Raw genomic sequence first — 13172 nt, forward strand, 5'->3', positions numbered from 1 at the left:
GACAGGCAACCTCCGCCCCAAAACGGGCATCTGAGTGAACGAGTGGAACAGCAGGGGCCCTGACGACCCGTAGGTCGGCAGGGCCCCACGCGCGCGTAGCGCCGACGTGTCCGCCGGTGCCTCTACTCCGCGGCGACGACGGTGACTTCGCCGATGCCGAGCGCCTCGACCGGCGCCTTGATCCGGGACGCGTCACCGACGAGGACCGTCACCAGGCGGTCCACCGGGAAGGCGTTCACGACGGCCGCGGTGGCCTCCACCGTGCCCGTGGCGGCCAGCCGCTGATACAGCGTCGCCTGGAAGTCGTCGGGCAGGTGCTGCTCGACCTGGTCGGCCAGCGTGCTCGCGACGGCCGCGGCGGTCTCGTACTTCAGCGGCGCCACGCCGACGAGGTTCTGCACGGCGACGTCCCGCTCGGCGTCGGTCAGGCCCTCCGCCGCGAGCGTGCGCAGGACCTCGCACAGGTCCTCCAGCGCGGGGCCGGTGTTCGGCGTGTCCACCGAGCCGCTGATGGCGAGCATCGCCGCGCCCGTGCCGTCCGGCGCCGAACGCAGGACCTGACCGAAGGCGCGCACGCCGTAGGTGTAGCCCTTCTCCTCGCGCAGGACGCGGTCCAGGCGGGAGGTGAGGGTGCCGCCGAGGCAGTACGTGCCGAGCACCTGGGCGGGCCAGACCCGGTCGTGCCGGTCGGCCCCGACGCGGCCGATGAGCAGCTGCGTCTGGACGGCACCGGGCCGGTCCACGACGATCACGCGCCCGGCGTCGTCGGCGGTCACCGGCGGCACGGGACGGGGCTCGCCCGGGGTGCCGGTCCAGGCGCCCAGGGTGTCGGCGAGCAGCGCGTCCAGGTCGGTGCCGGTCAGGTCGCCGACGACGACCACGGTGGCCGTGGCGGGCCGCACATGGCGGTCGTAGAAGGCGCGTACGGCCGCCGCGTCGATCTTCCCGACCGTCTCCTCGGTGCCCTGGCGCGGGCGGGACATGCGCGAGGTCGCCGGGAACAGCTCCCTGGAGAGTTCCTTGGCGGCCCGGCGCGCCGGACTGGCCAGCTCGTGCGGGATCTCGTCCAGGCGGTTGCGGACCAGCCGCTCGACCTCGCTCTCGGCGAAGGCGGGCGCGCGCAGGGCGTCGGCGAGCAGGCCGAGGCCCCTGGCCAGGCGGGAGGCCGGGACCTCCAGGCCGAGCCGGACGCCGGGGTGGTCGGCGTGCGCGTCGAGCGTGGCGCCCGCGCGCTCCAGCTCGGCGGCGAACTCCTCGGCCGAGTGCCTGTCGGTACCCTCCGAGAAGGCCCGCGCCATGATCGTGGCGACGCCGTCCAGGCCGGCGGGCTCGGCGTCCAGCGGTGCGTCCAGCAGCACCTCCACGGCGACGACCTGCTGGCCGGGGCGGTGGCAGCGCAGCACCGTCAGGCCGTTGCCGAGGGTGCCGCGCTCGGGGGCCGGGAAGGCCCAGGGCCTGGCCTCACCGGGCTGCGGCTGGGGGTGGAACTCCATGGTGGCGAGCTCGGTCACTTGGCCGTCTCCTCGTTCTCGGTCTCGTCGCGGCCCGCCTCTACGGTCGCTTCCTGCTCCGGGTCCTCGGGGACCCCGGTGTCCTCGACGGCCTGCGGGGACTTCGGCTCGTAGACGAGGACCGCGCGGTTGTCGGGGCGCAGGCGTGCCTCGGCGACCTCCCGCACCTCCTCGGGGGTCACCTCCAGGACGCGCCGCACCGCGGTGAGGGCGAGCTGCGGGTCGCCGAACAGGACGGCGTACCGGCACAGTTCGTCGGCGCGGCCCGCGACCGTGCCGAGCCGGTCCAGCCACTCGCGCTCGAGCTGGGCCTGGGCACGCTCCATCTCCTCGGGCGTGGGGCCCTCCTCGGCGAACCGGGCCAGCTCCTCGTCGATGGCGGCCTCGATGACCGGCACCTCGACGTCACCGGACGTCTTCACGTCCAGCCAGCCCATCGAGGGCGCGCCGGCCAGGCGCAGCAGGCCGAAGCCGGCCGCGACGGCCGTACGGTCGCGGCGCACCAGCCGGTTGTACAGCCGGGAGGACTCGCCGCCGCCGAGGACGGTCAGGGCGAGGTCGGCCGCGTCGCACGCGCGCGTGCCGTCGTGCGGCAGCCGGTAGGCGGCCATCAGGGCGCGCGCGGGGACCTCCTCCACGACGACCTCGCGGAGCTGGTCACCGATGACGTCCGGCAGGGAACCGTCGCGGGGCTCGGGCTTGCCGTCGTGGGAGGCGATGGAACCGAAGTACTTCTCGACCCAGGCGAGGGTCTGCTCGGGGTCGATGTCGCCGACCACGGAGAGCACCGCGTTGTTCGGCGCGTAGTAGGTGCGGAAGAACCGGCGCGCGTCCTCCAGGGTGGCCGCGTCCAGGTCCGCCATCGAGCCGATCGGCGTGTGGTGGTAGGGGTGGCCCTCCGGGTAGGACAGGGCGGTCAGCTTCTCGAAGGCGGTCCCGTAGGGCACGTTGTCGTACCGCTGGCGGCGCTCGTTCTTGACGACGTCCCGCTGGTTCTCCATGGACTCGTCGTCCAGGGCGGCCAGCAGGGAGCCCATACGGTCGGCCTCCAGCCAGAGCGCCAGCTCCAGCTGGTGGGCGGGCATGGTCTCGAAGTAATTGGTCCGCTCGAAGCTGGTGGTGCCGTTGAGGGAGCCGCCGGCGCCCTGCACCAGCTCGAAGTGGCCGTTGCCCTTCACCTGTCCGGAACCCTGGAACATCAGGTGCTCGAAGAGGTGAGCCAGGCCGGTTCGCCCCTTGACTTCGTGGCGGGAACCGACGTCGTACCAGAGGCAGACCGCCGCCACGGGGGTCAGGTGGTCCTCGGAGAGCACCACGCGCAGACCGTTGGCCAGGCGGTGCTCGGTCGCTGTCAGGCCCCCGGAGCCTGCCTCGGCTGTGGTCGTGTGACCCATGGGCATGTACGTCCCTTCGCGAGCGGAGGCGGTCGTAGAAACCGCGGTTTTCCTGCCGTTCCTGCCACTGTATGCAAAGCGTGCGGCGCCCTGGCGAAGTTCCCGCGGGACGTACGCCCACAGCGGATCGCGTAGCCTGCGTGCGACCCGTCTCCGGAGGGCTTGCCGGCACCGGCCGGGCCGACGGAGACCGGGTCGTGGCCCGGGCTGTCAGTGCGGCGGTCCACAATGGTCCGCGTCAGATCAGTCAGTCGCTTCAGCAAGGAGCCGGCAGCGATGGCCCGCCGCAGCACGAAGACCCCGCCGCCCGACGATTCGTACGAGGAGCGGATCCTCGACATCGACGTCGTGGACGAGATGCGTGGCTCCTACCTCGAGTACGCGTACTCGGTCATCTACTCGCGTGCCCTGCCGGACGCCCGTGACGGCCTCAAGCCGGTGCACCGCCGCATCGTGTACCAGATGAACGAGATGGGCCTGCGCCCCGAGCGCGGCTACGTCAAGTGCGCCCGTGTCGTCGGCGAGGTCATGGGCAAGCTGCACCCGCACGGCGACGCCTCGATCTACGACGCCCTGGTGCGCATGGCACAGCCGTTCTCCATGCGCGTGCCGCTGGTCGACGGCCACGGCAACTTCGGCTCGCTGGGCAACGACGACCCGCCGGCCGCCATGCGGTACACCGAGTGCCGGATGGCCGAGGCGTCGAGCCTGATGACCGAGTCGATCGACGAGGACACGGTCGACTTCGCGCCGAACTACGACGGCCAGGAGCAGGAGCCGGTGGCGCTGCCGGCCGCGTTCCCGAACCTGCTGGTCAACGGCTCCTCGGGCATCGCGGTCGGCATGGCGACGAACATGCCGCCGCACAACCTGCGCGAGGTCGTCGCCGCCGCCCGCCATCTGATCCGGTACCCGAACGCCGACCTCGACGCGCTGATGCGGCACGTGCCGGGCCCGGACCTGCCCACCGGCGGCCGGATCGTCGGACTGGGCGGCGTCCGGGACGCCTACGCGACCGGCCGCGGCACGTTCAAGATGCGCGCGACGGTCACCGTCGAGACCGTCACCGCCCGCCGCAAGGGCCTGGTGGTCACCGAGCTGCCGTTCACCGTCGGCCCCGAGAAGGTCATCGCGAAGATCAAGGACCTGGTCAACGCGAAGAAGATCCAGGGCATCGCCGACGTCAAGGACCTCACCGACCGCGAGCACGGTCTGCGTCTGGTCATCGAGATCAAGAACGGCTTCGTGCCCGAGGCGGTCCTGGAGCAGCTGTACAAGCTGACGCCCATGGAGGAGTCCTTCGGCATCAACAACGTCGCCCTGGTCGACGGCCAGCCGCTCACCCTGGGCCTGAAGGAGCTGCTGGAGGTCTACCTCGACCACCGCTTCGAGGTGGTCCGGCGCCGCAGCGAGTTCCGCCGCGCCAAGCGGCGCGACCGGCTCCACCTGGTCGAGGGTCTGCTCACCGCGCTGGTCGACATCGACGAGGTCATCCGGATCATCCGGTCGAGCGAGAACTCCGCGCAGGCCAAGGGCCGCCTCATGGAGCGGTTCTCGCTGAGCGACGTGCAGACGCAGTACATCCTCGACACGCCGCTGCGCCGGCTCACCAGGTACGACCGGATCGAGCTGGAGTCGGAGCAGGAGAGGCTCACCGCGGAGATCGCGGAGCTGACCCGGATCCTGGAGTCGGACGCGGAGCTGCGCAAGCTGGTCTCGGCCGAACTGGCCGCCGTGTCGAAGAAGTTCGGTACCGACCGGCGCACGGTCCTGCTGGAGTCCGCGGGTTCCCCGGCGGCCACCGTGCCGTTGCAGGTGGCGGACGACCCGTGCCGGGTGCTGCTGTCCTCGACGGGTCTGCTGGCACGTACGGCGAGCGTCGACACGTCTCCCGAGGGGGAGGACGCCAGGCGCGTCAAGCACGACGTGGTCGTCTCTGCGGTGCGGACGACCGCGCGCGGGGTGATCGGCGCGGTGACGTCGGCGGGCCGGCTGCTGCGGATCAACGTCGTCGACCTGCCGCAGTTGCCGGAGACTGCGACCGCGCCGAACCTCTCCGGAGGCGCTCCGCTGGCGGAGTTCGTCTCCCTGGAGGGTGACGAGACGGTGGTCTGCCTGACCACGCTGGACGAGTCGTCCCCGGGGCTGGCGCTCGGCACCGAGCAGGGCATCGTCAAACGTGTGGTGCCCGACTACCCGTCCAACAAGGACGAGTTGGAGGTCATCACCCTGAAGGACGGCGACCGGATCGTCGGCGGGGCGGAGCTGCGCACCGGTGACGAGGATCTGGTCTTCGTCACGGACGACGCCCAGTTGCTGCGCTTCCAGGCCTCCATCGTGCGCCCGCAGGGCCGTCCGGCGGGCGGCATGACCGGCATCAAGCTCACCGAGGGCGCCAAGGTGATCTCCTTCACGGCGGTCGACCCGGCCGTCGACGCGGTGGTGATCACGGTGGCGGGCTCGCGCGGCACGCTGGACGACTCGGTGCAGACGACCGCCAAGCTGACCCCGTTCGACCAGTACCCGCGCAAGGGCCGGGCCACCGGCGGCGTGCGCTGTCAGCGGTTCCTCAAGGGCGAGGACTGCCTGTCGCTGGCCTGGGCGGGCCCGGCTCCCGCGCGCGCGGCGCAGAGGAACGGCACCCCGGCGGAGCTGCCGGAACCCGACCCGCGCCGGGACGGCTCGGGCACGTCGCTGCCGAAGACGGTGGCGGTGGTGGCGGGGCCGGTGGTCTAGGCCTCGGGGACCCAGGCTTCGGGGACGGGGGCGGTGCTGCCGGCCCCGGGGCCGGAGCCGATGGCCCTCGCTCCGGTGGCGGGTCCGGTGGGTTCAGGCCTCGGGGGCGGGGGCGGTCGTCCAGGCTCCGGTGGCCGGGTCGGTGCTCCCGGCGTCGTCGTACGTCTCCGCGGCCGGCTCCTCCTCGGAGCCCGGCACGTACCGCAGGACGCCCCACATGCCGTGCTCGTCGGCGTGCGGGGCATCGTTCCCGCACGCCTCCAGCGCCTTGTCGAGGGCGTCGGTGGCGATCCCGGAGCCGATCAGCACGAGCTGGGTGAGACGGTCGCCGCCGGCCGGCCATGGCTCGGGGTAGAAGCGCAGGAACCGGCCGACGGCGTGCACGGCGTAGCGGTTGAGCGGGTCGTACGGCCCGAAGTCGACGTATCCCTTGATCCGGTACAGCCCCTCGGGACGGCTGTCCAGGAACTCCATGAGCCGGCGGGGCTCCAGGGGCACGCCGGAGGTGAAGGACAGGCTGTCGTAGCCGGTGTGCAGATGGCCGGCGCCGGCGTGCTCGTCGTCCGCGCCGGGTTCGTGCAGGTCGTCGAAGGACAGCTGCCCGACGCGTTCCCCGACGGGCTTGCGGTCGAAGAGGAACTCCGGGTCGACGCGGCCGTAGGTGGCGGGGACGACGGCGGCGCGGTCGGTGAGCGAGCGGACGAGGCCCAGGATCCGGCCGGCGTCGTCCGCGCGGTCGAGCTTGTTGACGACGACCAGGTCGGCCAGGGCGAGATGCCGGTCGATCTCGGGGTGCTTCGCGCGCGTGTCGTCGAACTCGGCGGCGTCGACGACCTCGACGAGGCCGCCGTAGACGATGCCCGGGTGCTCGCTGGCCAACACCATCCGCACGAGTTCCTGCGGTTCGGCGAGTCCGCTGGCCTCGATGACGATCACGTCGATACCGGCGGCGGGCGCGGCGAGCCGGTCCAGGTAGAGGTCGAGCTCACCGGCGTCGACAGCACAGCACAGGCAGCCGTTGCCGAGCGAGACGGTCGAGTCGCCGAGTGCGCCCGCGACGGCCATCGCGTCGATCTGGATGGCCCCGAAGTCGTTGACGATCGCCCCGATCCGGGTGCCTCCGCTGCGGTGCAGCAGGTGGTTGAGGAGCGTGGTCTTCCCGGAGCCCAGGAAACCGGCGAGCACGACGACCGGGATCTGCCGCGCACCGCGGCTTTTCCCTGAGCTGTTCCCCAACGGGCGACCTCTCTGACGCACCGGCGCGCGCCGGCTCGGGGTCCGGCGCACGGACGAGCATGGACCGAGCGTCCAGGATACGAGCGGGTGGGCAGCGCGGGGAAAAGGCACGTCGGCCCGCCGGGGCGGGCGGCCGGCCCGGTCGCTCACCCGGCGATCAGCCTGGACGCTCACCCGGTGGCCGTCCGTCCCCTCACCCGGCGGCCGGCGTCGTCGCTCGCCCGGCGACTACCCGGCTGCCGGCACCGCGGCCACCGGCTCGGGCCCCACGTACCGCGCCACCGGGCGGATGATCTTCGAGTCGGCCGCCTGTTCCAGGACGTTCGCACTCCAGCCCACCACCCGTCCCGCGGCGAAGGTGGGCGTGAACATCTCCCGGGGCAGGCCGCACAGTTCCATGACCACGCCGGCGTAGAACTCGACGTTCGTGTGCAGTTCACGGCCGGGCTTCAGCTCGGCGAGGATCGCCTCGACCCGGCGCTCGACCTCCACCGCGAAGTCCACCCGGGGACCGCCGAAGCCGAGGGCGATCTCGCGCAGCATCCGCGAGCGGGGGTCCTCCGTGCGGTAGACGGCGTGCCCGAAGCCCATGATCCGGTCGCCCGCGCGCACCCGCTGCCGTATCCAGGAGTCGATCCGGTCGGGCGTCCCGATCGCGTCCAGCGTGTCCAGGGCCCGGCTCGGCGCACCTCCGTGCAGCGGCCCGGACAGCGCGCCGACGGCACCGGTCAGGCAGGCCGCGACGTCGGCACCCGTGGACGCGATGACACGGGCGGTGAACGTTGACGCGTTGAATCCGTGATCAATGGTGGAGATCAGGTATTGCTCGACCGCGCGGGCCCGACGCGGATCGGGCGCGGAACCGGTGAGCATGTACAGGTAGTTGGCCGCGTGGGAGAGGTCCGTACGCGGCTCGACGGGGTCCAGTCCCCGGCCGAGCCGGTACAGGGCGGCCAGCAGGGTGGGTACGGCGGCACAGGCCGCCAGGGTGTCGGCGCGCCGCCGGTCCGCGTCGATGTCGTACACCGGCCGGAAGCCCCGCCTGGCGCCCAGCAGCGACAGCGCGGTGCGCAGCCCGGCCAGCGGACCGGAGACGCGGCCGGCCTCGGCGATCGCGGGCAGGGCGGCGCTCACCTCCTCGGGCAGGCGACGCAGCTCCGCGGTCCGCGCGGCGAAGGCGGCTCCGCGCGCCGCGTCGGGGAGCGTGCCGTGCACCAGGAGATGCCACACGTCCTCGAAGCCACGGGTGCGGGCGAGGTCGACGGCCGAGTACTGCCGGTAGTGGTAGAAGCCCTCCCGGCCCCGCACGTCGCCGATCTCGGTCTCGGTGACGACGACGCCCGCGAGACCGCGCGGCACGTCGATGAGGGGGGTGGCGGTCCTGTCGGCGGTCATGGTTTTCCTCCCTGGATCCTCCGGGCCCTCTGGGCTGGGCTCGCTGAACAAGATGCGACTATCCGCAGTTGATTGCCATGCTGTCAATATTGATCGGATCAACCTAAAGCCATCAAGGTGTGCAGAGACCGCTACGGTGACCTCCATGCACGATCACGAACCCGCTCCGCACCGCCCCGGGCGCCGGCTGACCACCAAGGAGGCCGCCGAGCTGCTCGGCGTGAAGCCCGAGACGGTCTACGCGTACGTGAGCCGCGGCCTGCTCAGCAGCAGACGCGAACCCGGCGGCCGGGCCAGCACGTTCGAGGCGAAGGAGGTGGAGGCCCTCACCCGCCGCAACCGGCGCGACGCGGCCGGTGTCCCGGGCTCCGGCGGGGACCTCTCCGTGCGCACCCGGATCACGCTGATCGACCAGGAGCGGTACTTCTTCCGGGGCGTGGACGCCGTCGAACTGGCCGTCCGCCACTCCTACGAAGAGGTCGCGGAGTGGCTGTGGACGGGCCGGCTGGCCCCGGGGGTGACGTTCTCCGCGCCCCGGACCACCGTCGAGGTCGCCCGCCGCGCGGTCGACGCCCTCTCCGAGCACGCCACCCCGACCGACCGGCTGCGGGTGGCCGCGATCGCCGCGGCGGCCGAGGACCCGCTGCGCTTCGACCTGTCCGAGGAGGCCGTGCTGAACACGGCACGGACGCTCATTCCCACCCTCGTCGCCGCGCTGCCGCCGGTCCGGCACGACCACAAGGACGACGGGCCGCTCGCCCACCGCCTGTGGGGCCGGCTCACCGGCCGCCCGGCCGACGAGGCCTCCCTGCACGTCCTGGACACCGCGCTGGCCCTGCTCGCCGACCACGACCTGGCCGCGTCCACGCTCGCCGTCCGGGTCGCCGCCTCCGCCCGGGCACACGCCTACGCGGCCGTCTCGGCCGGTCTCGGCGTCCTGGAGGGCCCGCTGCACGGCGCCGCCAGCGGCCTGGTCCACCGGATGCTGCTCGACGTGCTCGACCAGGGCACGGCCGTCCCGGTGATCGCCGACGAACTCCGCGCGGGACGCCGCGTCCCCGGGCTCGGCCACCGGCTCTACGCCGGCGAAGACCCCCGCGCGCGCGTGCTGTTCGACCTCCTGGAGAACGTCCCCGGCGCGGAGCCCGCGCTGCTCGCCGCCCGCGACATCGTCGCCACGACCGCCCGGCACACCCCGCTGCACGCCAACGTCGACCTGGCCCTCGCCGTGTTCACCGCCTCCAGCGGCATGCCTGCCACGGCCGGCGAGACCGTCTTCGCCGTCGCGCGGACGGCGGGCTGGATCGCGCACACCCTCGAGGAGTACGGCGAGCGCCCGCTGCGCATGCGCCCCAGCGGCCACTACGTCGGCGTGCGACCGCCGCAGCCCCTCCCGGGCCAGGACACGGCCAGGCCGGAAGTCGCCTCGTAGAGACTCAGGTTAGGCTCACCTCTGTGAGTAGGTGTGCGACCGTCTCCCGGAACCTCGACGAGCCGCTTTCCGGCACGGCGGCCATGGCGACGACGTGGCTGCTGCTGGAACAGTCCGGCCCGTGGGGTGCCAAGGCGCTCACTTCCAGTCACCTGGACCCCGCGCTGGGCCGGGCCCTGGAAGCCGCCGCCGACGGGACCGGCGTACGCGTCGCCCTGATCCGGCGGCCCGGGCCCCATGCCGACCACGGCGCGTCCCCGGTCCGCCAGGTGTACGCGGCCCACACCGTTCCGGGACGCGTGTGGTTGCACGGCGCCACCACCCGCGATCCTCAGCGGCTCCTCGATCTCGACTTCGCCGCCCTGGGAGCGGGCGAGCACCGTTCCCTCGGCGCCGTGCTCGGCGGGCGGCCGCACCGCGGCGACCCGCTCGCGCTCGTGTGCACCAACGGCAAACGTGACCGCTGCTGCGCCCTTCTGGGCCGCTCCCTCGCCGCCGAGCTGGCCGACTCGGGGGTGCGCGGGGTGTGGGAGGTCACCCATCTGGGCGGACATCGTTTCGCGCCGACGGTGCTCGTCCTGCCCTACGGCTACGCCTACGGCCGCGCCGGGGCGCACACCGTCAAGGAAGCCCTGCACGGCGTGCGGGAGGGGCGTGTGGTCGTCGAGGGATGCCGCGGGTGCTCCGCGTGGGACCGGCCCGGCCAGGCGGCCGAGCTGGCCGTCCGGTCGGCCGCGGGCGAGTACCGGGCGGGTGTGCTCAGCGTCGTACGGACCGACGGCGCGGCCCCGCGCTGGGAGGTCACCGTCCTCCACGCCGACGGCCGCCGGTGGCGGGTCACCGTGGCGCAGGGCACGTCGCTGCCGCCCCGGCCGGAGAGCTGCGGCGCGGCGGTGCTCGGCGCGCCCGCGCGGATGGAGGTGACCGACATGCGCGCACTGAGCCGGACGGCACTGGCCAGCTAGGCGGGTGCCCGCGATCGACGGCAGGGGCCGGCTGGCTGGTTCCGTCAAGCATTGATCGACACGTCAAGATTGATCAAAAGATCCACACCACACCCGCTGGGGCGTTCACGGCCGTCCCACGTACCGTCGTGGACATGAGCCCCACTCCCCCCGCCCGTCGCCTGCGCCTCGGCATGCCCCGGCGCGTGTTCTCGCAGGTGCTGCTCATGCAGGTGGCGATCGCCGCGGGAGTCGCCGTACTGGCGACGGGACTGTTCCTGGCTCCGCTGAGCAAGCAGCTTGACCAGGAGGCGATGCGCCGCGCGCTGGCCATCGCCGAGACCACCGCCCAGGATCCGCAGATCGCCGAGGGCGTTCTCAGCACCCCGCCGAACAGGTCCGGGCCCGTGCAGAAGGAGGCCGAGCGCATACGGCGAGCCACCCGCGCCGAGTACATCGTGGTGCTGAACCGGGACTGGGTGCGCTGGTCACACCCCACGGCCTCGGAGATCGGCCGGCGCGTCTCCACCGATCCCACCGACGCCCTGGCCGGCAGGAAGGTCATGGAGATCGACAAGGGCACCCTCGGCCGCTCGGCCCGTGGCAAGGTCCCGCTGTACGACACCGGCCACCGCGTCGTCGGCGCGGTCTCGGTCGGCATCGCCTACGACAGCGTCCGGGCACGGCTGATCAGTGCGATCCCGGGGTTGTTCGCGTACGCCGGCGGTGCGCTCGCGGTGGGTGCCCTGGCCGCCTGGCTGATCTCGCGCCGGGTCCAGCGGCAGACCCGGGACCTGGCGTTCTCCGACATCTCGGCGCTGCTCGCGGAGCGCGAGGCGATGCTGCACGGCATCCGGGAGGGCGTCGTCGCGCTCGACCGCGGCGGCCGGATCCGGCTGCTGAACGACGAGGCGCGGCGGCTGCTGGGCATCGGCGACGAGGCGGTCGGACGGGCCCCGGACGAGGCACTCGGCGCCGGCCGCACGACGGACGTGCTCGCCGGCCGGGTGACCGGCACCGACCTGCTCACCGTGCGCGGCCAGCGGGTCCTGGTCGCCAACCGGATGCCCATCGAGGACGGGGGCGCCGTCGCCACCCTGCGCGACCGCACGGAACTGGAACAGCTAGGGCGCGAACTGGACTCCACCCGCGGGCTGATCGACGCCCTGCGCGCCCAGGACCACGAGCACGCCAACCGCATGCACACCTTGCTCGGACTGCTGGAACTGGAGATGTACGACGACGCCGTGGAGTTCGTCGGTGAAGTGGTCGGCGACCACCGGGCCACCGCCGAGCAGGTCGCCGAGAGGGTCCAGGACCCGCTGCTGGCCGCGCTGCTGGTCGGCAAGGCGACTGTGGCGGCCGAGCGCGGGGTCGCCCTGTGGGTGTCGGAGCGCACCCGGCTCCCGGATCGGCTGATCGATCCGCGGGGGCTGGTGACGATCGTGGGCAACCTCGTGGACAACGCCGTGGACGCGGTCGCGGGCACCCTCCACGCGCGCGTGGAGGCCGAGTTGCGCACGGAGGGCCGCACGGTGGTCCTCCGGGTGTGCGACACCGGCCCCGGAATCCCGGCGGACCGGCGGGAGCTGGTCTTCACCGAAGGGTGGTCCACCAAGAAGCCGCCCGCGCACGGCAAGCGGGGCATCGGGCTCTCCCTGGTGCGCCGGCTCGCCGAACGGCAGGGCGGCAGCGCGACCGTGTGCACCGCGGCCGGTGGCGGCGCGGAGTTCACCGTGGTGCTGCCCGAGGCACTGACCGAGCCGGAACGCGAGCCTACGGTGCGCGAGGAAACCCCCGGGACGGCCGCCGTCGCCGTCACCGCCGAGACCGAGGAGGAGGCGCGATGATCGAGGTCCTGGTCGTGGACGACGACATCCGCGTCGCCCGCGTGAACGCCGCCTACGTGCAGAAGGTACCCGGTTTCCATGTGGCCGGCGAGGCACACAGCGCGGCCGAGGCACTGCGCCAGGTGGAGACCCTGCCGCGGCTGGACCTCGTCCTGCTGGATCACTATCTGCCCGACGGGACGGGGCTTGCGGTCGTCCAGGAGATGCGCCGGCGCGGCCACCAGACGGACGTGATCATGGTGACCGCGGCGCGTGACGTGTCGACCGTCCAGGCGGCCATGCGGCACGGTGCGCTCCAGTACCTGGTGAAACCGTTCGCCTTCGCGGGGCTGCGGGCCAAGCTGGATGCGTACGCCGAGCTGCGGCGGACCCTGGACGGCGGCGGCGAGGCCGAACAGGCGCAGGTGGACCGCATCTTCGGTGCCCTGTCCACCCCGTCGGAGCCCCGGCTGCCCAAGGGCCACTCCCCCACCACGGCCGAGCTGGTGCGCCAGGCACTGATCAACGCCGAGGGACCGCTGTCCGCCCAGGAGATCGCCGAGCGGACGGGGGTGAGCCGGCAGACCGCCCAGCGGTACCTGAAGCTCCTGGAGCGCACCGGGCGGGCCCGCCTGACCCTCAGGTACGGCGATGCAGGCCGCCCGGAACACCGGTACGCCTGGGTGGCGCCGTAG

General features: G+C 72.9%; 9 protein-coding genes. 5 read left to right on the top strand and 4 right to left on the bottom strand.

The window, feature by feature from the left end:
* Window positions 1–122 precede the first annotated feature (122 nt).
* Window positions 123–1511, bottom strand: coding sequence for a M16 family metallopeptidase (locus D9753_RS08865; protein WP_121786507.1), 1389 nt, complete (start codon window positions 1509–1511; stop codon window positions 123–125).
* Window positions 1508–2911, bottom strand: coding sequence for a M16 family metallopeptidase (locus D9753_RS08870; protein WP_121786508.1), 1404 nt, complete (start codon window positions 2909–2911; stop codon window positions 1508–1510). Before D9753_RS08870 ends, D9753_RS08865 begins: the two co-directional genes overlap by 4 nt.
* 270 nt (window positions 2912–3181) lie before the next feature.
* On the opposite strand from D9753_RS08870, the gene D9753_RS08875 reads away from it, so the two are divergent.
* A complete protein-coding gene (locus D9753_RS08875) occupies window positions 3182–5641 on the top strand; it encodes a DNA gyrase/topoisomerase IV subunit A (protein ID WP_121786509.1) in 2460 nt (819 codons plus the stop codon).
* A gap of 93 nt (window positions 5642–5734) precedes the next feature.
* On the opposite strand, the gene D9753_RS08880 is transcribed toward D9753_RS08875, so the two are convergent.
* On the bottom strand, window positions 5735–6877 hold the full coding sequence (locus D9753_RS08880; RefSeq protein WP_121786510.1) for a CobW family GTP-binding protein: 1143 nt from the start codon (window positions 6875–6877) through the stop codon (window positions 5735–5737).
* Window positions 6878–7105: 228 nt separating this feature from the next.
* Window positions 7106–8272, bottom strand: coding sequence for a citrate synthase/methylcitrate synthase (locus D9753_RS08885; RefSeq protein ID WP_121786511.1), 1167 nt, complete (start codon window positions 8270–8272; stop codon window positions 7106–7108).
* Between the two features lie 145 nt (window positions 8273–8417).
* Between D9753_RS08885 and D9753_RS08890 the strand changes: the two genes are divergently transcribed.
* From D9753_RS08890 to D9753_RS08905, 4 genes are all read left to right on the top strand, one after another.
* Window positions 8418–9704 carry a citrate synthase gene (locus tag D9753_RS08890; RefSeq protein WP_205614094.1) on the top strand — a complete coding sequence of 429 codons (1287 nt, stop codon included), beginning with the start codon at window positions 8418–8420 and terminating at the stop codon, window positions 9702–9704.
* Window positions 9705–9727: 23 nt separating this feature from the next.
* Window positions 9728–10669 carry a sucrase ferredoxin gene (locus D9753_RS08895; protein ID WP_121786513.1) on the top strand — a complete coding sequence of 314 codons (942 nt, stop codon included), beginning with the start codon at window positions 9728–9730 and terminating at the stop codon, window positions 10667–10669.
* A gap of 134 nt (window positions 10670–10803) precedes the next feature.
* On the top strand, window positions 10804–12498 hold the full coding sequence (locus D9753_RS08900; protein ID WP_121786514.1) for an ATP-binding protein: 1695 nt from the start codon (window positions 10804–10806) through the stop codon (window positions 12496–12498).
* Window positions 12495–13172 carry a response regulator gene (locus tag D9753_RS08905; protein WP_121786515.1) on the top strand — a complete coding sequence of 226 codons (678 nt, stop codon included), beginning with the start codon at window positions 12495–12497 and terminating at the stop codon, window positions 13170–13172. The genes D9753_RS08900 and D9753_RS08905 overlap by 4 nt, the downstream gene beginning before the upstream one ends.

The organism is Streptomyces dangxiongensis, assembly GCF_003675325.1.
Taxonomy (GTDB): domain Bacteria; phylum Actinomycetota; class Actinomycetes; order Streptomycetales; family Streptomycetaceae; genus Streptomyces; species Streptomyces dangxiongensis.